Genomic DNA, 26428 nt, shown 5'->3' with positions numbered 1-26428 from the left:
CGCACGTACGTGAACCTGTTCGGTCACCGCCTACCGCCGCCGCTCACCCCGCTGGACCCCTCCCAGCTGGAGGGGCTGCTGGAGTTGTGCGCCATTGACCCGGTCGCCGGTGTCGCCCTGGCGCACCAGGTGCTGCGCTGGCCCGGCTGGGCGCGCGGCGACGTCGTCGCTGACGATCGGCGGCGCCCTGCGGCCGGTGCCTGGGCCACCGGTTCGCTGATGCCCTTCGGTCTGGCCGCGCGGCCGGAGCTCGGCCACCCCGGTGCGGGAGGCGACGTTGCCCGGGCACTCGCGGAGCATGCCTTCAGGCGCCTGACCAGCCGCGGTTCCGTGGCCGGGCCGGTGGCGGATGTTGCGGCCGTCTGGGAGCATCTGGCCGCTGCAGGCCTGCATTCGCGCGAGGAGCGCTGGGAGCAGCCCCTGCTGGTGGCGCCGCGGCTCAGCGGCGGCACGCTGGCGGGCGGGGTACTGGCACGACGCCCGGCCCTGGCCTGGGCGGCGGCCGGGGTGCACCGGGCAACCCCCGCGGAGGAGCCGCTGGTGCTGCCGGCGAGCGTGGACATGTTCACCGGCGAGCTCGGCTATGACCCGACTGCGTCCGGCTCCTCCTATGCCCGGCATGTGAGCTGGCTGGTCGCCTCCGGCCGCAGCTATGTGCTGCTCGACGACGGCGCTGGGGCGCCGGCGGGCGCTGACGGGCCGCGTGCGATCGCCTTCAAGGCGGACGTGGGCGCCCTTTGGGCGGCGCCGGGAGGGACGGTGGCACAGTTGACGGGCGTGTGGACCCGCCCGGATCTGCGCGGGCGCGGTATCGGCTCGGTGGCGTTGGCGGCGGTGGTGGACGTCTTGCGGCGCGACCGGCTCGGCGTCGACGGCGTGGTGAGCCTGTACGTGAACTCCTTCAACGCCGCCGGCTTAGCCCTGTACCGCAGCCTGGGCTTCACCCGCGTGGGCACCTACGCCACCGTGCTGCTGTGAGTGCCGCCGCGGGACGGCCCGGCCCGCTCCTGGCTCCCGTCGAGCCGGGCCGTCCCATGCATGCGCGTGTGTGCCAGGAGTCTGCCGCCCTCGCGGTGGGCGTCGGCGTTACTTGTCACCCAGCAGGGCGCGTAGCTGCCGGGTGTAATCGGCAAAGGCGACGCGGCCGCGGGCAGTCAGTGAGACATAGGTGGCGGGGCTGCGACCGTAGAAGGTCTTGCTCTGCTCCACATAGCCCGCCTCCTCCAGTCTCGTCAGATGGGTGGACAGGTTGCCGGCCGTCATGTCCAGCAGTTGACGCAGCCTTGGAAACACGAGCCTGTCTCCTTGGGGGATCGCGGCCAGGGTGGCCATGATCCGCAGGCGGGACTGGGTGTGAATGATCGGGTCGAGCTGTTTGGTAGAACGGTTCATCGCTGTCAGGCCCCCGTGCGGCCGCTTTGGCGGCGTTCCAGCAGTACTGAGGCGGCGCCGGCTAGCAGCAGACCACCGCCGCCGGCCAGGGACATGATGGCCCACAGTGCATGCCCACCGATGATGGTGGCGACAATCGTGACCGCCAGTATCCAGCCGCCGGTGATGGCCATCGGGGGCTCCTCCCAGCTGGCGGCTCCGGCGAGGAACATTACCCCGACCACCAGGCACGGCAGGGCGTTGGAGAGAATTGCGATCATGTCAAATGCTTCGGGGGTGCCCAGTTCGCGCAGGAAGGCGCCCAGCCGTCCGGAGGTGGTGAAGGCCAGAATCATGCCGCCCATCCAGGCCAGTCCTTGCACGGTGCCGATCCACGCGGTACGGCCGTACAGTCCGCGGGAGCGCCGGGCGATGTAGACGCAGGTGAAGACTGCGGCGGCGGCGAGGCAGCCCAAGAAGACCAAGAATGGCCTGAAAGCAAGCGCATAGTCGGCGCGGACGTTGAGGCCGCAGACTCCATAACCGATGAGCCAGGCCAGGCCCCAGACGGTGTAGAGGGGGGGCGGAGCGAATCTCAATGAGGCGCTGGTAGGCGCTGGCTTGCTCGCCGATGACGGCGAGCGCGGCGGCCGGTTCGAATCTGGTCTCGTCGTTGGTTGAGGTGGGTGGGATGGGGGTCATGGCGTCTCCTGTGTTCGATCAAAGTAGTTTGCAAAGCAAACCGATGATGCTAGTGTACACCAACTAGTTTGTTCCGCAAACTTCTGGGGTGACGCCTCCTCGCCCCGGCGTTCCCGGCGTGCGCAGGCGATGCGGCCCGTGTCACCCGCCCGCCGCAGCGCCGCCGGAGGGCGGGCCTCGGCTTGGTCCTCCGCCGTCACCGCGTAAGATCGCCACGTGCTTCAGACCATGTCCCAGGCCTTCATCCGAACCCTGCGCGAGGACCCCGCCGATGCGGAGGTAGCCAGCCACAAGTTGCTGGTGCGCGCCGGCTACATCCGCCGCGCCGCCCCCGGCGTCTACACCTGGCTGCCACTGGGCCTGCGCACCCTGCGCAAGATCGAGGCGATCGTCCGCGAGGAGATGGACACCATCTCCCAGGAGGTGCTCTTCCCCGCCCTGCTGCCCGCGGAGCCCTACCGGGCCACCGGCCGCTGGGACGATTATGGCCCCACCCTGTTCAAGCTGACCGACCGCAAGGACGCGGACTACCTGCTGGCCCCCACCCACGAGGAGATGTTCACCCTCCTGGTCAAGGACCTGTACTCCTCCTACAAGGACCTGCCGGTGTCCATCTACCAGATCCAGACCAAGTACCGCGACGAGGCCCGCCCGCGCGCCGGCGTCATCCGCGGTCGCGAGTTCGTCATGAAGGACTCCTACTCCTTCGATATCGACGACGCCGGCCTGGAGGCCTCCTACCAGGCGCACCGCGCCGTCTACCAGCGCATCTTCAAGCGCCTAGGCCTGGAGTATGTGATCGTCAACGCCATGAGCGGCGCCATGGGTGGCTCCCACTCCGAGGAGTTCCTGCACCCCTCGCCCATCGGTGAGGACACCTTCGTGCGCACCGACGGCGGCTATGCGGCCAACGCCGAGGCCGTCACCACCCCTGTTCCTGCGGACGTGGACGCCTCTGGGGTGGGCCCGGCCCGCGAGGTGGACACGCCCGACACTCCCACCATCGAAACCCTGGTCGACTTCGTCAATGCTGAGCACTCACGCGCCGACGGGCGCGCCTGGACCGCCGCGGACACGCTCAAGAACGTCGTCGTCGCCCTGACTCACCCCGGCGGTGAGCGGGAGCTGCTGGTCGTCGGTATCCCCGGGGACCGCGATGTGGACATGCGGCGCCTGGAGGCCGCCGTCGCCCCCGCCGAGGTGGACATGGCCACCGACGCCGACTTCGCCGCCCACCCCGAGCTGGTGCGCGGCTACATCGGCCCCGCCGTCATCGGCCCCAATTCGCCGAAGCGCCGCGTGGAGCGGGACGCGGAGGGCAATGAGGTGCTCACCGGTTCGGTGCGCTACCTGCTGGACCCGCGGGTTGTGCCCGGCACCGCCTGGGTCACTGGCGCCAACGCCTACCAGCGGCACGTGCTCGACCTGGTGGCCGGCCGCGACTTCACCGCAGACGGCACCATCGAGGCCGCCGAGATCCGCGAGGGCGACCCCGCCCCCGACGGCTCCGGCCCCCTGCACCTGGCCCGCGGCATCGAGCTCGGGCACATCTTCGCCCTGGGCCGCAAGTACGCCCGTGCCCTGGGGCTTACCGTGCTGGATGAGAACGGCAAGTCCCGGATCGTGACGATGGGTTCCTACGGCATCGGCGTCACCCGCGCCCTGGCGGCCCTGGCCGAGTCCAACCACGACGAGCAGGGCCTGGCCTGGCCCATTCAGGTGGCGCCCTACCAGGTGCAGGTCCTGGCCACCGGCAAGGACGACGCCGTCTTCGATGCGGCCGCATCGCTTTCCGCCGCGCTGGACGAGGCCGGGGTGGAGGTCCTGTATGACGACCGGCGCAAGGTGAGTGCCGGCGTGAAGTTCAAGGACGCCGAGCTGCTCGGCATGCCCTACACGGTGGTGGTCGGCCGCGACCTGGCGAAGGACGGCACCGTGGAGATTCGTGACCGTCGCAGCGGCGAGCGCACCTCCGTGCCGGTGTCCGAGGCAGCCGGTCAGGTTGTGGAAGCCGTGCGCGCAGCTCTCACCGCCTTGGGAGGAGACGAACGAGGCGTCTGAGGCGCAGGTGTCGGCATCGCACCGGATGTGTCGACATATGTTGACACCCATTGAGGTTACTGCGGCTTCACCTTAAAATCGTAGTGGCCGACATCGCAGGCCATTTGATCCCTGGTGAAGGAGCCGAACAATGATGCGGAGCCTTAGGACGCCATGCATGCGTCGTCCAACCGCCGTGGCGAGCTTGTGTCTTTTGTCTGGAGGAATTGCATGCGCTGACACTACTGTGGCACATAAATGCAACTGATTGAAGGTGGAATAGTCATGTTCGCTAGTTTTCTTTCCCGTTTGATGATTCAGGTGTTTGCTTTTCTCTCGCTTGTTGGTTCCACCGGCGCGCTGGTCGCGCTCGGTTATGAAGCCGACCTTAATCCCGGTGCCGAGGGAAATAACTTGCTGGTGTCGTGGGAGTCCTGGTGGTTCCTGTTAAGCTTAGTGGTCGCAATTGGGGCCACCGTGGCCGTATATCGTGCGTATGATCGTGGCGTGTCGGCGGGAATGCGAGGTATTTCTCCCAAGTAATCCCTCGCCAAGGGCTGGTGGGCGCTGGATGTGGCGTATGTCACGTAAGGTCGACATGCCGTGAAGGCATTGGCTGTAGCGGCACTGGCAATTGGGCTGGCCGGTGGCGGTCACGCGGAACGCCCTGTGCGATCTCCCTTCTCGCATGGAGGAGGCATGCCTATGTGCTGCATCGTGCCAAGGCTGCGCAGGTGAATATGCCGGAATTGCGATCTTACTTGCCCAATCTGTCCGGCCGGTTATGGTTCTTCACGGCTGCCTCAGTCTTCCTGTTTGTGATCGATGTCCCCTCCGTGATACTCGAACGGGGGCTGACGCCTGCGTTGTGGAGCACTATTCTCCTGGCGCTTCTTGGGGTGGCAACGGGAATACGCCCGGGAATCGGCGGAGGGTTGCTCGTGGCCACGTGTGGGCTGGTTCAGCTTCTGCCGGAGCGCGCCTGTGTGGTGGATCTTGACCCGCGCTACTACAAGCGGATCGCAGACTTCGAGGCGCGTTTCCCGTACGGTGTGCCGTCAATTCGGGAGGCGAGCTCCCTGACCGTTCGGGGTGACTGGACCTTCGGGGACGGCGTGGTCGCCGCCGGGGACGCGACCGTGGACGAGGCGGGGGCCCCCGGGGCGATCGCCGACGGCGCCCGGCTGGGCTGAGCCGCCCGACGAAGGTGCGGCCTCAGGCGTTCGCCGACACGCCTCGCCCCGAGCTTGGAAGCTGGACCGCTTGCGCCAACTTGGCCTGCCTGATTCGTCCCGTGTGTTGCACGACCGCGGGCCGCGTTCCACGACCTTGGTGTGTGTTGCACGACCACCCCGGGGTCGTGGAACGTGCACCGGGGTCGTGCTGTGTCGCCCGGGGTCGTGCAAAGCCGTCCCGGCTGCGGGTGCCGCCGCCTACACGAGGGGCGGGTCAAGCGAACCGGTCGGCAGAGACCACAACGCCGGTCTCAAGCACCGCGTTCGCACCGATGACTCCCGGACGAACCCACTGCACCCCCACGGCACGCCCGAACCGCGCACGCATTCGTACCGATGACCGGTGCTTGGTGTTCGTGGGTGTGGGTGGAGCCGGGGGTTGGCTCGCTGGCGTGCTTTGCGCTGGCGTCGTCTGCTACGCGGGTTCGGGGTTTACTACGCCGGTTAGGGCGTGTTATGTAAGTCGTTTGAGCCAGTGGTCGATGCTGGCGATGTGGGTGGTGGCTTGGTAGCGGACGGCGAGCTTGTCGTACCTGGTGGCCATGGCGCGGTTCTGCTTGAGCTGGCCGAAGCACCGCTCCACGGCGTTGCGGTCCTTGTAGGCCACGGGGTCGAAGGCGGGCGGTCTGCCCCCGGCGCTGCCGCGTCGGCGGCGGTTGTCGGCCTGGCCTGCCTTGATGGGGATGGTGGCCTTGATGTGGTGGTTGCGCAGCCAGTCCCGGTTCCCCTTTGAGGAGTAGGCCTTGTCGGCCAGCACCATCTGCGGCCTGGTGCGGGGCCGTCCACCGGCAGGACGCTGGACACATATCTTGTCTAGGACGGGGATCATCATCGGGCAGTCCGCGACCTGTCCCGCGGTCAGCACCCCGGCCAGCATGCCGCAGGCGGCGTCCACGGCGGCGTGAACCTTGGTCGACCAGCCACCCCGAGAGGTCCCCAGGGCGTGATCCTCGGCTCCCCCTCCACCAGCTGGGACTGTCCTTGCGCGCCCCAGCGGCATGCACATGCGCCCGACAGGTGGTCGAATCCACCGACACCCGCCAGCCGATCTTGCCGGCGGCGTCGGCCTGGGCGACAAGGGCGGACTCGATGCGCTCCCACACCCCATCGGTCTGCCAGGCCCGGTACAGGGCGTAGGCCCTCCACCACGGCCCGTAGCGGGCCGGTACGTCACGCCAGGGCGCACCGACCCGGGTTCTCCACCGTACGGCGTTGATCATGTCCCGCAGCGGATACACGCGCGGCCTGCCACGAACAGGCGGGGCGGGCAGCAGGGGCTCGAGCAGCCCCCACTGAGCATCGGTCAGGTCATGACGAGCGGCAGCGTCTATACTCAACGGTCGAGGCCTTTGGCAGTGTCACGGTTTGTTCTCACACCACCCGTGATACCCCAAAGGCCTCACCCCATCCCGCACACCACGCCGACCACCCCACCCGACTAACGCAACACGCCCTAGGTGTCTGCTGAAAGGGTCTGAGCCCTTCAGCAGAGGTCAAACAGGCGTAGCGCAGGCCGAAGGCGGGTAGTAGTCGCCGAAGGGGCGTCCCCAACGATCCACCCCTGGTCCCGATCCCAACTCGCTCTACGCCCGCGACACCGCCCCGAGGACGTCCCCGCCGGCAAAAACGTCGTCGTCAGCCCCAGAACGTCCGCGCAAGCCCCCGCGACGTCGCTGCCGGACGCTCGAGCACGACCTCGCGCGCCCGAGCACGACCACCTAGCCGACCCGGTGCACACAGAACAGCGCGCCGAACACGGCAACCCGCGGGCCCCAACCACCACACCCTCAAACCGGAAGATCCAGGAAACGAGCCGCTCAGTCGGCGTATCCGGGCAGGGGTGCGTCCACATTCGCGCCCCAGGCACGGGCACGCAGAGCCGCATCCAGAGCCGCGTCGATCGCCGCCTCGGTGGCGTCACCTCCGCTTGCGACCACACCGGCCAGCTCGGTCTCCTCCACTGCCAGCCACACCTGACGCGCCCAGGTCACGTCAATGGACGTGGCCGAGTCCGCCGCCTGCGTGGGGGCAGCGTAGGCCGCCAGGCGGGTGTCCTCACTTCCCGCCGCCACCGCGGCGCTTACGACTGCCTTGGCATAGCCGGCGTCCGCCGCGGCGCGGCTGCGGGACGCACCCGTCGAGCGCGCACCCACCTCCTCCAGCGCGTAGCGGGCCGCGTCGTAAGCGGCCAGCAACTCGCCCGGCAGTGCCACGGTCACCGCGGCGGCATCCCGCCCGGAGACCTCCACTGCGGCTCCGTCCAGCTGCAGCGCCCGAAGCGACCAGGCCACCGCCAAGGAGGCGTACAGGCGGGCGGTGGCGGCGTCTTCACAGGCGGCGGCCGCCGTGCGCGCCAGCGCCGCCCCGTCGGTCAGGGCGGCGGTCAGGTCGGTGGTGTCGGCATCCGCTGCGGCGGAGGGGAGCGGGGCGACCGTCTCATAGGTGGTGGGTACCGGCGTAGCCCACGGGTCCCACACTCCACCCAGCGCCTCCAGCTGGGTGGCGGCACTGGCGGCGATCGCGTCGGCCAGGGCGGACTGCTCGGCGTCCTGGGAGCGGGCCACCACATCCGCCGTCGAGCCGATCAACGTGGCCTGCCGGGCCAGGCCGTCACGCACCGCCTCCTGAGCGGACGCCGTCGGCAGGGACGCGGGGGAGCCACCGCCCACCCGCAGGCCGCAGGCGCCCGTGGCCGCGACCGCCGCCGTCAGGGCGAGGACGCCCGCACGGCGCAGCAGTACACGACGGGTCGGAAGGGAACGCGAGGCAGCCGGGCCGGCGGTGAAAGTCGGTGTCACGTGGTCATCCTCGCACGGACGGGTAGCATGGGGCCGATCAACCGAGCCGTCTTGCAGCGACTCAGACACGACCGGCCCCACCGGGCCCATTACGGGAGGAACCCCCATATGACCGACGCGTCCGCCCGGAGCCAGGAGCAAGGCCTGCACCGGCTACTCGCCCCCGTCGTCGAGCAGACCGGGCTCTTCCTGGAGGACGTGCGCCTGGCGCGGGCCGGCAGGTACACCACGCTGCGGGTGATCGTCGACCTTCCCGACGGCCCCGGCGACCTCGACCTGGATACCCTCGGCGAGGCCACCCGCGCGATCTCCGACGCCGTCGACGCCGCCGATCCGGTGGCAGGCCAGTACACGCTTGAGGTCTCCACCCCGGGCGCCGAACGGGAGCTGCGTTCGCCCCGCCACTTCCGCCGCGCCGTCGGACACCGCGCGGTGATCACCACCGCCTCAGGCACGCAGGAGCAGACCCTGGAGGGAGAGGTCACCGCCGCCGACGCCGACTCCGTCACCCTCATGGTCCACGACTCGCCCCGCACCATTGCGGTGGCGGACGTGACCGCCGCCCGTATGGTCGTGAGCATGTAAGCGGCCCCAACCCCGCACCGGCGTCCCCTTAAGGACCCGGCCGGCGACGCCGACCGCCCCAGACGAGACAAAGGAATCAGGAATCATGGACATCAACATGCCGGAGCTGCGAGGTGCAGCCGACGAGCTGGGCATCGACCTGGACAATCTGCTACCCGCCATCGAGGACGCCATCCTGGGCGCATACAGCAAGGTTCCCGGCGCCATCCGCGGCGCCCACGTGGAGATCGACCGCAGGACCGGGCACATGACGGTACTCGCCCCGGAGGTCGACGACAACGACGAGCCCACCGGCGAGTACTTCGACGACACCCCCGAGGACTTCGGCCGCATCGCCCAGGCCACCGCCCGCTCGGTGATCGTGCAGCGCATCCAGGACCGCCGTGACTTCGAGGTCCTGGGCGCCTTCAAGGACAAGGCCGGCGAGCTCATCTCCGGCACGGTGGAGCAGGGTCGCGACCCGCGCCTGGTCTACGTGCGCCTGGACGACGAGCACGAGGGCATCATGCCCCCGCACGAGCAGGTCCCCGGTGAGCACTACCGGCACGGAGACCGTATCCGCGCCTACGTCACCGAGGTGTCCCGCGGTCCCAAGGGCGCACAGATCATCCTCTCGCGCACCCACCCGGGCCTGGTGCGCAAACTGTTCGAGCGGGAGGTCCCCGAGATCGCCTCCGGCGACGTCGAGATCGTCTCCGTGGCGCGGGAGGCCGGGCACCGCACCAAGGTCGCGGTCAGTGCCCGCGTGCGCGGCGTGAACGCCAAGGGCGCCTGCATCGGCCCAATGGGGCAGCGGGTGCGCGCCGTCATGGCGGAACTCGGCGGGGAGAAGATCGACATCGTCGACTACTCCGAGGACCCGGCCCGCTTCGTCGCCAACGCCCTGTCACCGGCCCGCGTCGCCTCCGTGACGGTCCTTGACGCCCAGGAGCGCTCCGCCCGCGCCATCGTTCCCGACTTCCAGCTGTCGCTGGCGATCGGCAAGGAGGGCCAGAACGCCCGCCTGGCGGCACGGCTCACGGGCTGGAAGATCGACATCCACGCCGACACCGAGTCCGGCGAGGTCACCCCCGGCCGCGACTCCCGTGCCGACGACGTGACTGGTCCCTCAGCCCCCGGCGCTCAGGACTAGCGCGCAACCCGGCTACACTTGCTCTTGGCCTGCCTGCGGGCATGCGCCGAACCGCTGTTCGACGCACCGCGGCGGCAGTCGACAGCAAGCGGAAGGACGCGGCCAGCCGGTGGTAAGCACCCCCCACGTGCCCGAACGCACCTGTATCGGTTGCCGCGGCAAGGCCCCGCGGGCGCAGTTGCTGCGCCTGGCCCTGACGGACAGTGGCGAGCTGACCGTTGACGCCCGGGCACTCATGCCGGGGCGTGGCGCATGGATCCACCCGGACCCGGCATGCGTCGACCTCGCCGAGCGCAGGCGCGCCTTCGGGCGCGCCCTGCGCATGCGTGGGTCACCCGATGTGGCCCCCGTGCGCGACTGGATCCGCACCAATGCTGTGAACCACGTCCGCACGCCAGCACCGCCTCCCGACCGGGGGCGGCAGACCGATAGCAAAGGCGGGTAGGAAGCTGATGGGCACCCGATGAGTACCCAGCAATGAGCTGCCTCTACTAGCGCCCACCCTGTTCGGGGTGGGCAACCGGACAGGAGAAAAGTGGCAAAACCACGCGTTCATGAGCTCGCCAAGGAGCTCGACCCCACTGGCAAGAAGATCACCTCCAAGGTGATTCTGGCCTGGCTCAAGGATCAGGGGGAGTTCGTCAAGGCGGCGTCCTCCACCGTTGAGCCCCCCGTTGCTCGCAGGGTACGCGAGCACTTCGCCTCCCAGGGCGAGGCCAAGTCCCCCAAGCCGACCGCTCCCAAGCCTGCGGCGAAGCCGGCGACGCCGACCCCCGGTGCCGTGCCGAAGCCGACGCCCAGCACGCCCAAGCCCGGGGCGCGCCCCGCGGCTCCAAAGTCGGCGTCGGCTGCGCCCAAGCCGGCCGCCGCCCCCAAGCCCGCCGGTCCCAAGCCGCCGCGTCCGACGCCCGCGCCTCAGGCCGCGCAGCCCGCGCCGGGCCCCGGCACGGACCAGAAGCCGGACCAGAGGCCTCGGCCCGCAGCCCCGACGCCGGGACCGCGTCCGGCCGCGCCCACACCCGGTCCTCGGCCAGGTGCTCCGCGTCCGGGCAACAACCCGTACGCCACCTCCCAGGGCATGCCGCGCCCCGGTGGCTCCGGCGGCCGTGGCCGTGGCAAGGGCGCACGCTCGGGCGGCCCGCGTCCGGGCAACAACCCGTACGCCACCTCCCAGGGCATGCCGCGCCCCGGTGGCTCCGGTGGTCCGCGGCCGCAGGGCGGACGCCCCGGTCAGGGCGGTCCGCGCCCGGGCCCGCGTCCCGGTGGCTCCGGTGGTCCGCGGCCGCAGGGCGGACGTCCCGGTCAGGGCGGTCCGCGCCCGGGCCCGCGTCCCGGAGGCTCCGGTGGCCCCCGTCCCAACCCGGGCATGATGCCGGGACGGTCCTCGGTCGGGCGGCCCGGCGCTCCGGCCCGCGGCGGTCAGGGCGGCCGCGGTGGCCCCGGTTCCGGCGGACGTGGAGGCACAGGCGGCGGCCCGCGCGGCGGCTTCGGTGGTGGCCCTCGCGGCGGCCGTGGTGGGCGCGGCTCCACCCAGGGCGCCTTCGGGCGCGGCGGCGGTGCTCCGCGCGGACGCAAGTCGCGTAGGGCCAAGCGCCAGGAGTTCGAGCAGCAGAGCGCGCCGACCATCGGCGGCGTCGTCGTCCCCCGCGGTGACGGCTCCACTCCGGTGCGTGTGCGCCAGGGCGCCACACTGACCGACCTGGCTGAGAAGATCAACGCCAACCCGGCGGCCCTGGTGACCGTTCTCTTCCACCTGGGGGAGATGGCCACGGCCACCCAGTCCCTGGACGAGGACACCTTCGCCCTGCTGGGTGCGGAACTCGGCTACGACGTCCAGATCGTCTCCCCGGAGGACGAGGACCGCGAGCTGCTGGAGTCCTTCGACATCGACCTTGAGGCCGAGGAGGCCGGCGAGGACGACGCGGACCTGGTCGCACGCCCGCCGGTAGTGACCGTCATGGGTCACGTCGACCACGGTAAGACCAAGCTGCTGGACGCCATCCGCTCCACCGATGTGGTTGCCGGCGAGGCCGGCGGTATCACCCAGTCCATCGGCGCCTACCAGGTGCGCGTGAATCTGGGTGAGGAGACACGCCCGATCACCTTCATCGACACCCCCGGCCACGAGGCCTTCACAGCCATGCGTGCCCGCGGTGCCGAGGTGACGGACATCGCCATCCTGGTGGTGGCCGCCGACGACGGCGTAATGCCGCAGACCGTTGAGGCGCTCAACCACGCCCAGGCGGCCGGTGTGCCGATCGTCGTCGCCGTGAACAAGATCGATAAGGAGGGCGCCAACCCGGAGAAGATCCGTGGCCAGCTCACCGAGTACGGTCTGGTTCCCGAGGAGTACGGCGGTGACACCATGTTCGTGGACATCTCCGCCAAGCAGCGCACCAACATCGACGGACTGCTGGAGGCGGTCCTGCTGACCGCCGACGCCGCCCTGGACCTGCGCGCCAACCCGAACACGGACGCCCGCGGCGTCACCGTGGAGGCGAAGCTGGACCGCGGCCGCGGCGCCGTCGCCACCATCCTGGTGGAGCGGGGCACGCTGCACGTGGGTGACCCGATCGTCGCCGGCAGTGCCTACGGGCGTGTGCGCGCCATGTTCGACGAGCACGGCAACGCGCTTGAAGAGGCCGGCCCGGCCCGGCCCGCTCAGGTGCTCGGCCTGACCAGTGTTCCCAGCGCAGGCGACTCCTTCATCGTCGCCCCCGACGACCGCACCGCCCGTCAGATCGCTGACCGTCGTGAGGCCGCCGGGCGTGCCGCGGAGCTCGCCAAGCGCCGCAAGCGCGTCTCGCTTGAGAACCTCACCGACGTCCTCAAGGAGGGCAAGGTCGACACCCTCAACCTCATCCTCAAGGGCGACAGCTCGGGTGCGGTTGAGGCACTGGAGGACTCGCTGCTCAAGATCGACGTCGGCGACGAGGTGGCCCTGCGGGTCATTCACCGCGGCGTCGGCGCGGTCACGCAGAGCGACGTCGACCTGGCCACGGTGGACTCCGCCGTCATCATCGGCTTCAACGTGCGCCCCGCAGTGCGGGTGGCCGAGCTGGCCGACCGCGAGGGCGTCGACATGAAGTTCTACACGGTCATCTACAACGCCATCGAGGATGTCGAGGCGGCCATGAAGGGCATGCTCAAGCCGATCTACGAGGAGGTCGAGCTGGGGACGGCCGAGATCCGCCAGGTCTTCCGCTCCTCGAAGTTCGGCTCAATCGCCGGCTCGATCGTCCGCTCGGGCGTCATCAAGCGGGGCGCCAAGGCCCGCCTGGTGCGCGACGGCGTCGTGGTGGCCGGGGACCTCACGGTCGAGACGCTGCGCCGCGAGAAGGACGACGTGACCGAGGTCCGCGAGGGCTACGAGTGCGGTATCAACCTCAGCTTCCGTGACATCGCCGAGGGCGACGTCATCGAGACCTGGGAGATGCGCGAGAAGCCTCGCGACTGAACATCGTTGCGCAGATGCCGGTCGGCCCTCACGCACCGAATCCGGCACCTGTGACGCGCCGCGACCGGCAGAAATGACGTCGGCGCCGCTGCTCCCTTCAGGGATGGCGGCGCCGACGTCATTTGGTGCCCAGGCGCGGTCGGCGCGCCAGCTGCCACAGCAGGTCGGTGACGAACACGACCACCGCCAACCACACCAGCGCCGTCGAGACCCAGCGGGCCGCCGAGATCTCCTCGCGGAACACCGCCCAGGCCAGCAGGAACTGCATTACCGGAGTGATGTACTGGCTCAGCCCCACGATCGACAGTGGCACCCGGCGCGTGCCCGCAGCGAACAGCAGCAGCGGCACCGCAGTAACCGGGCCGGCCAGCATCAACCCGGCCGTCAGCGCCCCGGACGCCGTCGCCCCCTGCAAGGCGCCCTGCCCGCCCGCGTACAGCCAGGCGAAGTAGACCAACGCCACCGGAGTCATGCAGCCGCTCTCCACCGTGAGCCCGGTGAGCGCATCCACCTGCGTGCCCACGCGCTTCTTCACCAGCCCGTACACCCCGAAGCTGAGGGCGAGCGACAGTGAGATCCATGGCAGATCGCCCTGCGCGGCCACCAGCACGGCGATGGCGATCACCGCTATGCCGACGGCGACGCCCTGCGCCGGACGCAGCCGCTCGCCCAGGAAGACCGCTGCGAGTACCACTGTGACCAGCGGGTTGATGAAGTACCCCAGTGCCGCATCCGCGGTGCGATCGGAGTTGACCGCATAAACGTAAACCAGCCAGTTCACCGACACCAGCAGGCCACTGACCGCGAGGATGCCAAGCAGGCGTGGGGTCGTCACCACTGCCCGCAGGGTGCGCCACGAGCGGCGCAGCGCGGTCAGCAGCAGGCAGGTGACCAGGGTCCACACCAGCCGGTGCCCGATGATCTCCACACTGCCGGCGGCCTGCAGCAGGCGGAAGTACAGCGGGAACAGGCCCCACAGCAGGTAGCAGCCGAGCACCATCGCCACGCCGGAGGCGTCGTCGGCGGCCGCACTGGTGCGTGTTGCGGATGCTGCCTGCGCCGCAGCGGCCAGCGGCGGCTCAGGCGTGGGGGAGGAGACGTTCACGGGGCGGTCCTGTTCAGGTTGGGGGAGTGGCGGCCACGAGGATAGTCCCAGGCGTATGCGCGCGAATTGGACCACCTGCAGATGCGCGGTGCGGCTGCCACCTGGCGATCGTCACCCGGTTGGGGCACAATATCCCGTCCGCCGGTTGGAGCTGCGGCAGTCGACGGCGCGCTGCGCTTGCGCGCCGCACACCACCGCGGACACGCAAGTCTTCACCGAGCCTTTTTCACTCCGCTTCGAACCTTAAGGAGCTCACATGGCCGACGCCGCCCGCGTCCGCAAGGTCGCCGACCACATTCAGGAAACCGTCGCCCGCCTCCTGCAGGGCAGGATCAAGGACCCCCGAATCGGCTTCGTCACCATCACCGATGTGCGCGTGACCGGTGACCTGCAGCAGGCGACTGTCTTCTACACCGTCTATGGCACTGACGAGGAGCGCCAGGACACCGCCGCCGCACTGCGCTCGGCCACCGGACTGATCCGCTCCGAGGTCGGCCGGGCGCTCGGAATCCGCCTGACCCCCTCGATCACCTTCCAGCTGGACTCACTGCCCACCCAGGCGCAGGCCTTCGAGGACGCCCTGGCCCAGGCCCGCGCCAGGGATGAGGAGATCGCCCGCACCCACGCGGGTGCCGCCTACGCCGGCGACGCCGACCCCTACCGGCACGACGAGGAGGCGGACGACGAGGGCGACGAGGAGGCGGACGACGAGGGCGACGAGGAAGCCGACGCGTGAGATTCGCCGACGTCCCGCGCGCCGCCGCGACAGCCCGTGACGGGCTGGCGCTGGTGGACAAGCATGCCGGAGTCACCAGCCACGACGTGGTCGCCATGACCCGGCGCATGGCCGCCACCCGTAAGGTCGGTCACGCGGGCACCCTGGACCCCATGGCAACCGGCCTGCTGCTGCTCGGCGTCGGCCGCGCCACGCGCTTTTTGACCTACCTGGTCGGCGCCGACAAGACGTACCGGGCGACCGTCCGGCTGGGCCAGACCACGCTCACGGAGGACGCCGACGGCGAGCTCACCGCCGCCGCCGGCTGCACGGCCGCTCCTGATCTGCCCGCGCGCCTTGACGCGGCGCTGGTGGCCCTGACCGGCGAGATCATGCAGGTGCCCTCGGCCGTATCCGCCATAAAGATCGGCGGCGTGCGCTCCTATGCGCGCGTGCGCGGTGGGGAGGACGTCACCCTGCCCGCGCGCCCAGTCACCGTCCACGCCCTTGCGCGCGTCGGCGAGCCGCGCCCGGTCACCGCCGCCGACGGCACACCCGTGATCGATGTTGACGTGGAGGTGCACTGCTCCTCGGGTACCTACGTGCGTGCCCTGGCCCGCGACCTCGGCGTCGCCCTGGGATGCGGAGCGCACCTGACCGCGCTGCGCCGCAGCGGCGTCGGTCCCTTCAACGTGGCTGAGGCCGCCACCATCGAGTCCATGGCCGCGGCGGTGACGGCCGGGCGGGCACTGCCGGTACTGCCCCTGGCGGTGGTGGCACGCCGTTGCTTCCCCGCCGTCGACCTGGATGCAGACGAGGCCCGGGCCCTGCGCTACGGGCAGGCCCTGCCCGCCCCCGTGCTCGATCGGGCACAGCCCCCGCGCCGTCCGGTCATCTCCAAGGCCCCCGCCGCTGATGGGCAGGGTGTGACGGCCGGGTTCGACCCGGCGGGCGGGCTCGTGGCACTGTTGGCTCATAAGGGCGGGCGCACCCGCCCAGTGCTCGTACTGCCCGAGGCGGGGGAGTAACGTCGCCACCCGCCGGGCCATGCCGCTGCCCGCACCGTCCCACACCACAGGAGACACAGTTGAACCAGACCACGAGCGGCCGCGGCCTGCGCGGCCTCGGCGATGAGATCTGAGGCGGGGCTCGGAATGGAGACTTGGTACGGCGCCGAGCAGGTGCCCGGGGAGCTGACGGACCCGGACGGCCCCGGCAGCATCGTCACGGTCGGTGTCTTCGACGGCGTGCACCGCGGACATCAGGCGATCCTCGCCCGCGTGGCTGAGCGTGCCCGGCGGGCGGCGGGAGCCGACGGGCGCAGGCCCCGCGCTGTGGCGCTCACCTTCGACCCGCATCCGGCGGTGGTGCACCGGCCCGAGACCCGTCTGCCCATGATCACCTCGCTCGCCGACCGGCTGGACTCCCTGGCGGGCACCGGCCTGGACGCCGTACTGGTGGTCCACTACACGCTGGCCTTCGCCGACCAGGGGCCGGAGGAGTTCGTGCGCGACTGGCTGGTGGGCCTGCTCGGGGCGCGCGCAATCGTGGTCGGCGACGACGTGCGCTTCGGCCGCGGCAACAGCGGCGACGCCGACACACTGCGGCGGATCGGGCGCAACTGCGGCATTGACGTGGAGATCGTCGCCGATGTGCTGGCCCCCTCGGGCAGGCGCTGGTCCTCCACCTGGGTGCGCGAGCTGCTGGAGGCGGGCGACATGCGCGGCGCCGCTGAAGTCCTCGGTCATGTCCACCGCCTGCGCGGCACCGTCATTCACGGGCACCGCCGCGGCCGCGAGCTGGGCTTCCCCACCGCAAACCTCGACGCCGCCACGGCCGGGGTGGTACCGCCCGACGGCGTCTACGCGGGCTGGCTCGTACGTTCGCCAGGAGTCGGGGAGGGCGGGGAAGCGGGGGAGGAGCGCCTGCCCGCCGCCATCTCCATCGGCACCAACCCGACCTTCGACGACGTGCCCGACCGCACCGTCGAGGCGCATGTGCTCGGGCGCGCGGACCTGAACCTGTACGGGGAGGTTGTGGTCATCGAGCTGGTCGAGCGGCTGCGCCCCATGCTGGCCTTCGACGGCCTGGAGCCGCTGCTGGCGCAGATGCGCCAGGACGTGATGGACACCGCTGAGGTGCTCGGTGTGCCGGTGCCCGATCCCATCCGCCCGGAGGACGTCACCGCCGCCTGACCGAACGGCCAGCGGGCGCCGTTGACGCCGGCCTCGCGGTGCCCGACGCGAGTCGTCAGGCCTCGCGGTGCCCGGCGCGAGTCGTCACTGGCGGGGGTGGGAGGCGAAGAACTCCCACATCAGCTGCGAGGCGTTGATCTCCTGGGTGATCGTGCCCAGGGCGGACAGGTCCACGCTCGTGCCCGGCCAGGTGTGACCGCCGGCGTCAACTGTGTACAGCTCCACCTCGGCGCCGTCCGTGCAGGAGTCGTAGCGGGTCAGGGTCACGTGGTCGCTGACAGGCTCGGTGGTGGGCTCGACGGTGCAGCCGTCCAGCTGCGCCCATCCGCTCACAGCCGCCTCGACGCCGTAGCCCCAGCGGGCGTCGTCGTTGCCGTCATAGGGGTTGACGACGTCGTCGGTTCCGTGGAATGTCAGTACGGAGACCGGCTGTGCCGGGGTGCAGGTGGTGGGGTCGAGTGTGGCCGTGGAGTCGGCGGCGGTCCGGCCGGCACGCAGCCCTGCCACGGGTGCGATGGCGGCGATCAGGTCGGGGTGCTCACAGGCCAGGGCGCTGGCCATGCGGCCGCCGCCGGAGTAGCCGGTCGCGTAGACGCGGTCGGTGTCTACACAGGCCTGCTCCGTCAGTGTGCTGACGACGGCGGCGAGGAAGGCGACGTCGTCGCGGGCGTCCTCGGCGGGGTACTCGCCCGCCGTGGTGGGCACGCCGGGCACATTCCAGGCCCAGTTGCCGTCGGGCAGCGGCTCATCGGTCTCCAGCGCGATCGCGGCGGTCGGCTCGGCGACGACGAAGCCCTCGTCGTCGGCGTCGGCCACCGCGTCCAGGCCACTGATCTGTGCCTGGGAGACGCCGTTGGAGTTCGATCCGTGCAGGTCCAGCACCAGGGCGAGGGGAGTGGTGGAGTCGGCGCCGTCGGGCACATGCACTCGCACCGGGTACGTCTGGCCCTCGAAGGCGACGTCAACGGTCTGCGTTCCTGAAAGCGTGCGGGCGCACCCCGGTACCGCGGATGCGGTCGAGGTCGATGCGGACTGACGGGAGCCGCATCCGGCAATGGCTAGGGACGCGAGTGCCGTGAATGCGGCGGTCAGCAGGCAGGCGAGCGAAAGCAGGCGGCGTGAGGGCGACGGCGCGTATGGCGTAGGACGGGACATGGGGACTCCTCGGGGACAGTCAAAGGGAGAGGGTGAGACGATGACGGGGCGGAGAAACAGAATGCAGGGTGAGTGATCTGAGGAACAACAGGTTAGCAGCCGGGGAGGGTCTGCGGGCTGAAACGTGTGCTCGATGCCACCGGCGACGGGGCGGGATGGGCGGTACGCGGCTGATAGGGTTGCCCAGCCGTCGATCGGCCGCGGACGTGTCAAGCCCGGGAGAACCAGCCCCGGCGCTCCGCGCAACGAGAATCAGGAGTCATCGTGTCGATTTCCCCCGAGCGCAAGCAGGAGCTCATTGCCGAGTACGCCACCCACGAGGGCGACACCGGCTCCCCGGAGGTCCAGGTCGCCATCCTGTCCGAGCGGATCTCCAACCTGACCGAGCACTTCAAGTCGCACAACCACGACCACCACTCGCGGCGCGGCCTGTACCTGCTGATCGGTAAGCGCCGCCGCCTGCTGGACTACCTCGAGCGCGAGGACATCGAGCGCTACCGCAAGCTCATCGCCCGCCTCGGCATCCGCCGCTGAGCGGTAGCGATCCAGGACTGAGCATCGGGCCCCGGTCTCCACTGTGGAGACCGGGGCCCGATGCGTGGTGGTTGTGCGTCCATGCGTTGCGGGATTCTGGGCGAATTGATCTCGCACCTAGCCCCGCGGTGCCCGCTCCGGCGGGGCGGGCTGAGGGTTCGTACCTTCACCTGACGGTTCGTACCTTCAGGAGGACGGTTCGTACTTCTTCTCGACGGTTCGGCACCCCGGGGTACGAACCGTCGCCACAAGTGCCGAAGCGTCCGAGTCAAGTGCCGAACCGTCACGTGAAGTGCCGAACCGTCGCCCACGGGGCGACCCGCACCACACCCTGTCGAACACGAAGAGCCCGCATACTTGCACGGAACCCGTACAGACCTCCAAAACACGTGACTTTGAAGGGAACTCGTGTACTAGACGCAGCGCGGTGTGTGACTCATGCCGATAGCCCGCTGCCGCAGGGGGCGCCGCTGCCTACCGATCGGTATCGGCGCGCTCGGCACGGCTCACAGCAGTGAGCGGTACAGCGTCTCAATGTCCTCGCGGGTTGCCGGGCGCGGGTTGCCGGGCGTGCACACGTCGGCGAAGGCGTCCTCGGTGAGCGCGGCGATGCCGGACTCGTCCACGCCCACCTCGCTGATGCGGGTGGGGTTGCCCAGGTCGCGGGTCAGCTGGGCGACGGCGTCGACGGCGGCCTGGCGCGCCTGGTCCAGCGGCATGGTCTGGGCGTCGGCCACGCCGAAGGCCTCGGCGATGTCGCGGTACTTCTCGCCGGTGTACTCGGCGTTGAAGGCCATGATCGGAGCCAGCAGAATGCCATTGGCCACCCCGTGCGGGGCGTTGTAGCGTCCGCCCAGCGGGTGCGCCATGCCGTGCACGAGGCCCAGGCCCACGTTGGAGTAGGCCATGCCGTTTATGTAGGCGGCCAGTCCCATCTGCTCCACGGCGTCGGCGTCACCCTCGGCGGCCTTGCGCAGGTTCTTGGCGATCATCTGGATGGAGCGCAGGCACAGGGCGTCGGACAGCTCCCAGGCGCCGGGGGTGATGTAGCCCTCGATGGCGTGGGTGAGGGCGTCCAGGCCGGTGGCGACCTTCAGCCCACGCGGCATGCCGTCCATGAGGTCGGGATCCACTACGGCGATCACCGGGATGTCGTGCGGGTCCACGCAGACGAACTTGCGCTGGTTCGCGGTGTCGGTGATGACGTAGTTGATGGTGGTCTCCGAGGCCGTGCCCGCGGTGGTGGGCACCCCGATGATGGGCGTGCCCGGGTGCTTCGTGGGGGAGGCGCCCTCCAGGCTGAGCACGTCCTCGAACTCGGGGTTGGTGGCGATCACCGAGATCGCCTTGCAGGTGTCCTGCGGGCTGCCGCCGCCCAGGCCGATGAGGATGTCGGCACCGGAGTCACGGAAGGCGGCCAGGCCGGCCTGGACCTTCTCCACCGGCGGGTTGGGCACGACGTCGGAGAAGATCTCCCAGGCGATGCCGGCGCCGTCGAGCAGGTCGGTGATGCGCGTGGCGGTGCCGTTCTCCGCCAGGACCGGGTCGGTGACGATGAAGGCCTTGCTCAGCCCACGGGCGGTGATCTCGGTGGGGATGTTGGCGATGGCGCCGCGTCCGAAGTAGCCGGTCTGGTTGAAGATCATGCGGTAGGTCATTGAGCACTCTCCCTTGGTGCAGCTTGCCGTGTGGGGTTGGATGCGGGGCCGTCTTGGGCCCGCCTCCATGTTTGAAACGATTTCATGAGGATCTCCTCAGATGTAAGGCCCGAAGGTCCCGGGGCGTCGGCGCGTTCTATTTCACGTCGTCCCCCGCGTCCGGTGCTCCCGCGGAACACGGCGGAACGGTAGGATCTAGCGGACCCGGTGGCCGGGATGGACTCGGCGGCCGGACGGCACGGCCCGTCGGTTTTCGGTGGTGGCCTCCGGACCAGCGTGTGCGCAGCTCCGTGGGCCTCGATCGAAGGCCACGGTCGGCCGAATGATCGACACAGAAAGAGACACGCTACATATGTTCCTTGACGACCCCGAGGTCACGGCCGCCGAGGCCGTGATCGACAACGGCCCCTTCGGCAAGCGGGTGGTCCGCTTCGAGACCGGGCGCCTGGCCAAGCAGGCCGCCGGCAGCGCCATGGCCTACCTGGACGGTGAGACCACCGTCCTGTCCGCCACCACCGTGGGCAAGCACCCCAAGGACCAGTTCGACTTCTTCCCCCTCACGGTCGACGTGGAGGAGCGGCAGTACGCCGCCGGCCGTATCCCCGGCTCCTTCTTCCGCCGCGAGGGCCGCGCCGGCACCTCCGCCATCCTCGCCTGCCGCCTGATCGACCGCCCGCTGCGCCCCTCCTTCGTCAAGGGCCTGCGCAACGAGGTGCAGGTGGTTGAGACCGTGCTGTCCATCCACCCCGACGACGCCTACGACGTCCTGGCCATCAACGCGGCCTCCATGTCCACCCAGATCGCGGGCCTGCCCTTCTCCGGCCCCGTCGCCGGCACCCGCCTGGCGCTCATCGACGGGTACTGGGTGGCCTTCCCCCGCTACTCCGAGCTCGAGCGCGCCACCTTCAACATGGTTGTGGCCGGGCGCGTGCTGGAGGACGGCGACGTCGCCATCATGATGGTCGAGGCCGGTGCCACCGAGAACGCCTGGGACCTGATCGCCGCCGGCGCCACCGCCCCCACCGAGGCCGTCGTCGCCGAGGCCCTGGAGGCCGCCAAGCCGCACATCAAGGTGCTGTGCGAGGCCCAGCTGGAGGTCGCCAAGGACGCCTCCAAGCCCACCGCCGACTTCCCCCTCTACCTGGACTACACCGACGAGCAGTACGACGCCGTCGAGAAGGCCGCGCAGGCCCACGACCTGGCCGCCGCCATCGCCACCGAGGGCAAGCAGGCCCGCGATGAGGCCACCGACGCCGTGCGTGACGCGGTACTCGCCGACCTGGCTGAGGCCTTCCCGGCCGAGGAGGACGCCAAGGCCCTCAAGGCCGCCTTCCGCTCCGTGACCAAGAAGCTCGTGCGCCACCGCACCCTCACCGAGGGCGTGCGCATGGACGGCCGCGGCTTGAAGGACATCCGCACCCTGGCCGCCGAGGTCGAGGTGCTGCCCCGGGTGCACGGCTCGGCGATCTTCGAGCGCGGCGAGACTCAGATCATGGGCGTGACCACCCTGAACATGCTGCGCATGGAGCAGCAGATCGACGACCTGTCGCCGATCAAGCACAAGCGCTACATGCACCAGTACGTCTTCCCGCCCTTCTCCACCGGTGAGACCGGCCGCGTCGGCGCCCCCAAGCGCCGCGAGATCGGCCACGGCGCCCTGGCCGAGCGCGCCCTGGTGCCGGTCCTGCCCAGTCGCGACGACTTCCCCTACGCCATCCGTCAGGTCTCCGAGGCGCTCGGCTCCAACGGGTCCACCTCCATGGGCTCGGTGTGCGCCTCCACCCTGTCGCTGCTCAACGCCGGCGTGCCGTTGCGCGCCCCGGTGGCCGGCATCGCGATGGGCCTGATGCACGAGGAGATCGACGGCGAGACCAAGTGGGCCACGCTCACCGACATCCTCGGCAGCGAGGACGCCTTCGGTGACATGGACTTCAAGGTCGCCGGCACCCGCGACTTCATCACCGCCCTGCAGCTGGACACCAAGCTGGACGGCCTGCCCTCCGACGTGCTCGCCGGTGCCCTGGCCCAGGCCCGCGACGCCCGCCTGTTCATCCTGGACGTCCTCGCCCAGGCGATCGACTCTCCCGATGAGATGGCCCCCACCGCGCCGCGCGTGCTGACGGTGCACATCCCGGTGGACAAGATCGGTGAGGTCATCGGCCCCAAGGGCAAGATGATCAACCAGATCCAGGAGGACACCGGTGCGGAGCTGACGGTCGAGGACGACGGCACCATCTACATCGGCGCCTCCGACGGCCCCTCCGCCGAGGCCGCCCGCGACGCCGTGAACGCCATCGCCAACCCGCAGATGCCGGAGATCGGTGAGCGCTTCGTCGGTACGGTTGTGAAGACCACCACCTTCGGTGCCTTCGTGTCGCTGACCCCCGGCAAGGACGGCCTGCTGCACGTCTCGCAGATCCGCCGTCTGGTCGGTGGCAAGCGCGTGGAGAACGTCGAGGATGTCCTGGGCGTGGGCGACAAGGTCGAGGTCGAGCTGGCCGAAATCGACCAGCGCGGCAAACTCAGCCTGCACGCCGTCCTCAACGAGGAGCAGCAGGCCGCTGAGGATGAGGCCAAGGCGCAGCGCGTCGAGCGTGGTGAGGGCGACGGCGAGCGCCGCCCGCGCCGCCGCCGCGAGCGCACCGAGGAGGACGGCGAGCGCCGTGAGCGCCGCCCGCGCCGCCGCCGCATGCGCACCGTGGAGTCCTCCGAGGAGGAGTGACTGATCCGGTTGACCCGGTGACAACCTGGGGCCGGGCTCCGCGCGATCACGACGATCAGCCGGAGCCCGGCCCTCTCTCGCCGAGGTCGGTAGATCTTACGTACCGAGGTCGGTAGATCTGACGTACCGAGGTCGGTAGATCTGACGTACCGAGGTCGGTCGTCTAGGCTCGTGCGGTGATTACTCCCGCCCCAACCGGCCCCGAAACCAACTTCGCTGAAGTCACCCTCGACCGCGCACCCGCCGGCGCCCCCGGCACCGAACACCACCTGGTTGACGACGGCGCCACCATCCGCCGCTCGATCCTGCCCGGCGGGGTGCGGGTGATCACCGAGCACGTGCCCGCGCTGCGCTCGGCCTCACTGGGCATGTGGTTCGGCGTCGGCAGCCGCGACGAGCGCGCCGGCCAGGAGGGCTCCACCCACTTCCTGGAGCACCTGCTGTTCAAGGGCACGGCCACCCGCTCCGCCCACGACATCGCCGAGGCCTTCGACATGATCGGTGGGGAGTCCAACGCCGCCACCTCCAAGGAGCACACCTCCTACTACGCCCGCGTGCTCGGCCCGGACGACCTGACCGCCCTGGACGTGCTCGCCGACATGGTCACCTCCTCCCGCCTGGACCCGGGCGAGGTGGAGACCGAGCGCGGCGTGATCGTCTCCGAGCTGGCCGACGCCGCCGACGACCCCGCCGAAATCGCCCAGGAGGCCTTCGCCCGCGCCGCCTTCGGTGACCACACCCCGCTGGGGCGCCCCATCGGCGGCACCTACGAGACCGTCTCCGCCGTGCCCCGCGACGCCGTCTGGGAGCACTACCAGCGGACCTACGCCTCCGACACGCTCGTGGTCGCGGCCGCCGGCGCCGTCGACCACGACGAGATCTGCGCGCGCGTGGCCGCCGACCTGGCCGCCGCCGGCTGGGACACCACCGGCGCCGTCGCCCCGCGTCCGCGCCGCTTCGAGACCGAGCCCATGGCCGAGCTGACCGTCCATGACATCACCGTGAATCGGGAGTCCGAGCAGTCCCACGTCTACCTCGCCTGCCAGGGGATTCCGGCGCTGGACGAGCGCCGCTGGACGATGAGCGTGCTCACCACCATCCTCGGCGGCGGCATGTCCTCGCGCCTATTCCAGGAGATCCGCGAGAAGCGCGGTCTGGCCTACTCCACCTACGCCTTCGACACCCCCTACGCCGGGGCCGGAGCCTTCGGGCTGTATGCCGGCTGCGCACCCGGCGACGTCGAGGAGGTGCTGACCGTCATGGCCGGTGAGTTCGAGTCGCTGGCCGCCGACGGCGTCACCGCGCGTGAGCTGGAGCGCGCCCGCGGGCAGATCCGCGGCTCCATGGTGCTTGGGGGAGAGGACTCCCTGGCGCGCATGGGGCGGCTGGGGCGCGCCGAGGTGGTCACCGGCCGGCTGCGCTCCATGGAGGAGAACCTGCGCCGCCTGGACGCGGTCACCGCCGACGACGTGCGCGCCCTGGCGGCCCAGCTCGCCGCCCAGGAGCGCTGCCGCGTGGTGGTCGGACCGGGTGCCGGACATACCGGAGCCGAGTCATGAGTTCGCCTGATCCCGCCGCCACACTCATTCTCACTTCGGAGTGCTTTGATGACGCCGGTCGCTTCGAGACGAGATACACCTGACGCGGTGAGGACGTCTCACCGGAGCTGCGGTTGCAAGGGCTGGATGACCGCGCGAAGACTCTGGCGGTTACGCTCGAGGACCTGACTCATCCGTTGTTCGGAACCATGGCCCACTGGGTGGCGTGGAACATTCCCGCGGGCGAGCTGATCCCCGGGGCCATCCCGCCGGGTCGTGTCAGTCCCGGCACCGGGATAGTCCAGGGGATCGCCTACGGCCTGCACCGGTACCGCGGGCCGAAGTCTCCCCGCGGTACCACCCACCCACACCTACCGCTTCACCGTGTATGCCCTTGACACCGTCCTGCGCCTTTCCGAATGGCGCCGGCTCTCCGGGCTCAAGCGGGCCATCGCCGGGCACGTGCTCCAGCAGGCAGGACTGACTGGTACCTACGAAGCCCGCCTACGACCGCGCCGCCCGGGCGCTTGAGCCGAAAAGTGTCCAGAATCGGCACAAACGCCGCCGGAGCTGCTGAGTGCAGGTCGTAAAACCGCATGATTCCAACGATCCAGAAACCGCCGGTAAGGGTCTGAGGCCTCGTTTGTGCCGAATCTGGACAACCCTGGCTAGGATGCCGGCATGAGTATTGCTGTTGCCGTAGTCGGCGCCGCCGGGCGCATGGGATCGACCGTCTGCCAGGCCGTTCAGGACGCCGACGGGCTCGCGCTCGTCGCCCGCCTCGACGTCGGCGACACCATCAGCGCCGACACCCTGAACGGCGCCCACGTAGCCGTCGACTTCACGGTCCCGGCCGTCACTGAGGCCAACGTCCACGCCCTCATCGACGCCGGCGTGGACGTGGTGGTGGGCACCACCGGCTGGACGGACGAGGCCTACGGGCGCGTGCGCGAGCACCTCGCCCGGCCCGAGGCGGCCGGTCGCAGCGTCATCATCGCCCCGAACTTCGCCCTGTCCGCGGTGCTGACCATGTCCTTCGCCGCGAAGGCCGCCCGCTACTTCGAGTCCGCCGAGGTCATCGAGCTGCACCACCCGAACAAGGTGGACGCCCCCTCCGGCACCGCCATCGCCACCGCCCGCGGCATTGCCGCCGCCCGCGCCGAGGCCGGGCTGGGCCCGGTGCCCGACGCCACCGAGACCGACCCGGACGGCGCCCGCGGCGCCGTCGTCGATGGCGTGCACGTACACGCCGTGCGTCTGCGCGGACTGACCGCCCACGAGGAGGTCGTGCTCGGCAACCCCGGCGAGCAGCTGACCATCCGCACCGACTCCTTCGACCGCGCCAGCTTCATGCCGGGCGTGGTGCTGGCCGTGCGCGAGGTCGGCGGGCGCGAGGGCCTGACCATCGGCCTGGACCAGCTGCTGGACCTCTGACCCCGCGCGGTGCCCGGCTCCGGATCCGCCGGTTGCGTGGCATGCGGCAGCC

At 70.1% G+C, this 26428-nt stretch carries 23 protein-coding genes and 1 pseudogene; 17 read left to right on the top strand and 7 right to left on the bottom strand.

Going from position 1 to position 26428, the window contains the following annotated elements; all coding sequences use genetic code 11:
• The first annotated feature begins 9 nt into the window (after window positions 1-9).
• Entirely contained in the window at window positions 10-978 is a 969-nt protein-coding gene (locus E4J16_RS08675; RefSeq protein ID WP_240038086.1) for a GNAT family N-acetyltransferase, read from the top strand.
• Between the two features lie 108 nt (window positions 979-1086).
• Here the strand turns inward: E4J16_RS08675 and E4J16_RS08670 are convergent, their stop codons facing one another.
• Together E4J16_RS08670 and E4J16_RS08665 are read right to left on the bottom strand one after the other, a co-directional pair.
• A complete protein-coding gene (locus E4J16_RS08670) occupies window positions 1087-1392 on the bottom strand; it encodes a transcriptional regulator (RefSeq protein ID WP_136192265.1) in 306 nt (101 codons plus the stop codon).
• Between the two features lie 5 nt (window positions 1393-1397).
• On the bottom strand, window positions 1398-1970 hold the full coding sequence (locus E4J16_RS08665) for a hypothetical protein (protein ID WP_240038085.1): 573 nt from the start codon (window positions 1968-1970) through the stop codon (window positions 1398-1400).
• Window positions 1971-2301: 331 nt separating this feature from the next.
• On the opposite strand from E4J16_RS08665, the gene E4J16_RS08660 reads away from it, so the two are divergent.
• The 3 genes and pseudogenes from E4J16_RS08660 to E4J16_RS15750 all read left to right on the top strand — a co-directional run.
• Complete coding sequence (locus E4J16_RS08660) at window positions 2302-4134, top strand: proline--tRNA ligase (RefSeq protein ID WP_420809341.1); 1833 nt, start codon at window positions 2302-2304, stop codon at window positions 4132-4134.
• A 237-nt stretch (window positions 4135-4371) separates the two neighbouring features.
• Window positions 4372-4656: a hypothetical protein gene (locus tag E4J16_RS08655; RefSeq protein ID WP_136313770.1), complete on the top strand. Its 285-nt coding sequence runs from the start codon at window positions 4372-4374 to the stop codon at window positions 4654-4656.
• 410 nt (window positions 4657-5066) lie between these two features.
• A pseudogene (locus E4J16_RS15750) lies at window positions 5067-5306 on the top strand (UTP--glucose-1-phosphate uridylyltransferase); the annotation flags it as partial.
• 496 nt (window positions 5307-5802) lie between these two features.
• Here the strand turns inward: E4J16_RS15750 and E4J16_RS08645 are convergent.
• Together E4J16_RS08645 and E4J16_RS08640 are read right to left on the bottom strand one after the other, a co-directional pair.
• A protein-coding gene (locus tag E4J16_RS08645; protein WP_204520026.1) for an IS5 family transposase occupies window positions 5803-6679 on the bottom strand; the annotation gives its coding sequence in 2 pieces (ribosomal slippage) (window positions 5803-6298 and window positions 6297-6679; 879 coding nt in all).
• 486 nt (window positions 6680-7165) lie between these two features.
• Window positions 7166-8146 carry a Tat pathway signal protein gene (locus tag E4J16_RS08640; RefSeq protein WP_136313769.1) on the bottom strand — a complete coding sequence of 327 codons (981 nt, stop codon included), beginning with the start codon at window positions 8144-8146 and terminating at the stop codon, window positions 7166-7168.
• A gap of 108 nt (window positions 8147-8254) precedes the next feature.
• On the opposite strand from E4J16_RS08640, the gene E4J16_RS08635 reads away from it, so the two are divergent.
• From E4J16_RS08635 to infB, 4 genes are all read left to right on the top strand, one after another.
• The gene (locus tag E4J16_RS08635; protein ID WP_136192260.1) at window positions 8255-8731 is read left to right on the top strand and encodes a ribosome maturation factor RimP; all 477 of its coding nucleotides are present in this window, start codon (window positions 8255-8257) and stop codon (window positions 8729-8731) included.
• A gap of 85 nt (window positions 8732-8816) precedes the next feature.
• Window positions 8817-9863: a transcription termination factor NusA gene (gene nusA / locus E4J16_RS08630; RefSeq protein WP_136192259.1), complete on the top strand. Its 1047-nt coding sequence runs from the start codon at window positions 8817-8819 to the stop codon at window positions 9861-9863.
• Between the two features lie 109 nt (window positions 9864-9972).
• Window positions 9973-10308, top strand: coding sequence for a YlxR family protein (locus E4J16_RS08625; RefSeq protein WP_136313768.1), 336 nt, complete (start codon window positions 9973-9975; stop codon window positions 10306-10308).
• 90 nt (window positions 10309-10398) lie between these two features.
• Window positions 10399-13320 (top strand): translation initiation factor IF-2, encoded by a 2922-nt coding sequence (gene infB, locus E4J16_RS08620; RefSeq protein WP_136313767.1) that lies wholly within the window; start codon window positions 10399-10401, stop codon window positions 13318-13320.
• Window positions 13321-13438: 118 nt separating this feature from the next.
• Here the strand turns inward: infB and rarD are convergent, their stop codons facing one another.
• Window positions 13439-14425, bottom strand: coding sequence for an EamA family transporter RarD (rarD, locus tag E4J16_RS08615; RefSeq protein WP_240038084.1), 987 nt, complete (start codon window positions 14423-14425; stop codon window positions 13439-13441).
• Window positions 14426-14681: 256 nt separating this feature from the next.
• Here rarD and rbfA point away from each other — a divergent pair, with 256 nt between their 5' ends.
• From rbfA to E4J16_RS08600, 3 genes are all read left to right on the top strand, one after another.
• Window positions 14682-15161 (top strand): 30S ribosome-binding factor RbfA, encoded by a 480-nt coding sequence (rbfA, locus tag E4J16_RS08610; RefSeq protein WP_136313766.1) that lies wholly within the window; start codon window positions 14682-14684, stop codon window positions 15159-15161.
• Entirely contained in the window at window positions 15158-16168 is a 1011-nt protein-coding gene (gene truB, locus E4J16_RS08605) for a tRNA pseudouridine(55) synthase TruB (RefSeq protein ID WP_136192255.1), read from the top strand. The genes rbfA and truB overlap by 4 nt, the downstream gene beginning before the upstream one ends.
• Before the next feature lie 126 nt (window positions 16169-16294).
• On the top strand, window positions 16295-17335 hold the full coding sequence (locus tag E4J16_RS08600) for a bifunctional riboflavin kinase/FAD synthetase (protein ID WP_136313765.1): 1041 nt from the start codon (window positions 16295-16297) through the stop codon (window positions 17333-17335).
• An 84-nt stretch (window positions 17336-17419) separates the two neighbouring features.
• Here the strand turns inward: E4J16_RS08600 and E4J16_RS08595 are convergent, their stop codons facing one another.
• Window positions 17420-18490: an extracellular catalytic domain type 1 short-chain-length polyhydroxyalkanoate depolymerase gene (locus E4J16_RS08595; RefSeq protein ID WP_136313764.1), complete on the bottom strand. Its 1071-nt coding sequence runs from the start codon at window positions 18488-18490 to the stop codon at window positions 17420-17422.
• A 264-nt stretch (window positions 18491-18754) separates the two neighbouring features.
• Between E4J16_RS08595 and rpsO the strand changes: the two genes are divergently transcribed.
• Entirely contained in the window at window positions 18755-19024 is a 270-nt protein-coding gene (gene rpsO, locus E4J16_RS08590; RefSeq protein ID WP_136192252.1) for a 30S ribosomal protein S15, read from the top strand.
• Window positions 19025-19530: 506 nt separating this feature from the next.
• On the opposite strand, the gene fucO is transcribed toward rpsO, so the two are convergent.
• The gene (gene fucO / locus E4J16_RS08585; RefSeq protein ID WP_136313763.1) at window positions 19531-20682 is read right to left on the bottom strand and encodes a lactaldehyde reductase; all 1152 of its coding nucleotides are present in this window, start codon (window positions 20680-20682) and stop codon (window positions 19531-19533) included.
• Window positions 20683-21034: 352 nt separating this feature from the next.
• On the opposite strand from fucO, the gene E4J16_RS08580 reads away from it, so the two are divergent.
• The 5 genes from E4J16_RS08580 (at window position 21035) to dapB (ending at window position 26376) form a co-directional block, all read left to right on the top strand.
• Window positions 21035-23404, top strand: coding sequence for a polyribonucleotide nucleotidyltransferase (locus E4J16_RS08580; protein ID WP_136313762.1), 2370 nt, complete (start codon window positions 21035-21037; stop codon window positions 23402-23404).
• A gap of 176 nt (window positions 23405-23580) precedes the next feature.
• Window positions 23581-24963 (top strand): M16 family metallopeptidase, encoded by a 1383-nt coding sequence (locus E4J16_RS08575; protein WP_420809306.1) that lies wholly within the window; start codon window positions 23581-23583, stop codon window positions 24961-24963.
• Window positions 24964-25076: 113 nt separating this feature from the next.
• The gene (locus tag E4J16_RS16245) at window positions 25077-25340 is read left to right on the top strand and encodes a hypothetical protein (protein WP_168709477.1); all 264 of its coding nucleotides are present in this window, start codon (window positions 25077-25079) and stop codon (window positions 25338-25340) included.
• A complete protein-coding gene (locus tag E4J16_RS16240; RefSeq protein ID WP_136313761.1) occupies window positions 25327-25473 on the top strand; it encodes a hypothetical protein in 147 nt (48 codons plus the stop codon). The genes E4J16_RS16245 and E4J16_RS16240 overlap by 14 nt, the downstream gene beginning before the upstream one ends.
• Window positions 25474-25623: 150 nt before the next feature.
• A complete protein-coding gene (gene dapB / locus E4J16_RS08560) occupies window positions 25624-26376 on the top strand; it encodes a 4-hydroxy-tetrahydrodipicolinate reductase (protein WP_136192249.1) in 753 nt (250 codons plus the stop codon).
• Window positions 26377-26428: the final 52 nt, after the last annotated feature.

Source organism: Actinomyces procaprae (assembly GCF_004798665.1).
GTDB lineage: Bacteria > Actinomycetota > Actinomycetes > Actinomycetales > Actinomycetaceae > Actinomyces > Actinomyces procaprae.
Note: the sequence above shows the minus strand (reverse complement) of the source record. Positions and strands in the feature narration are given on the sequence as shown.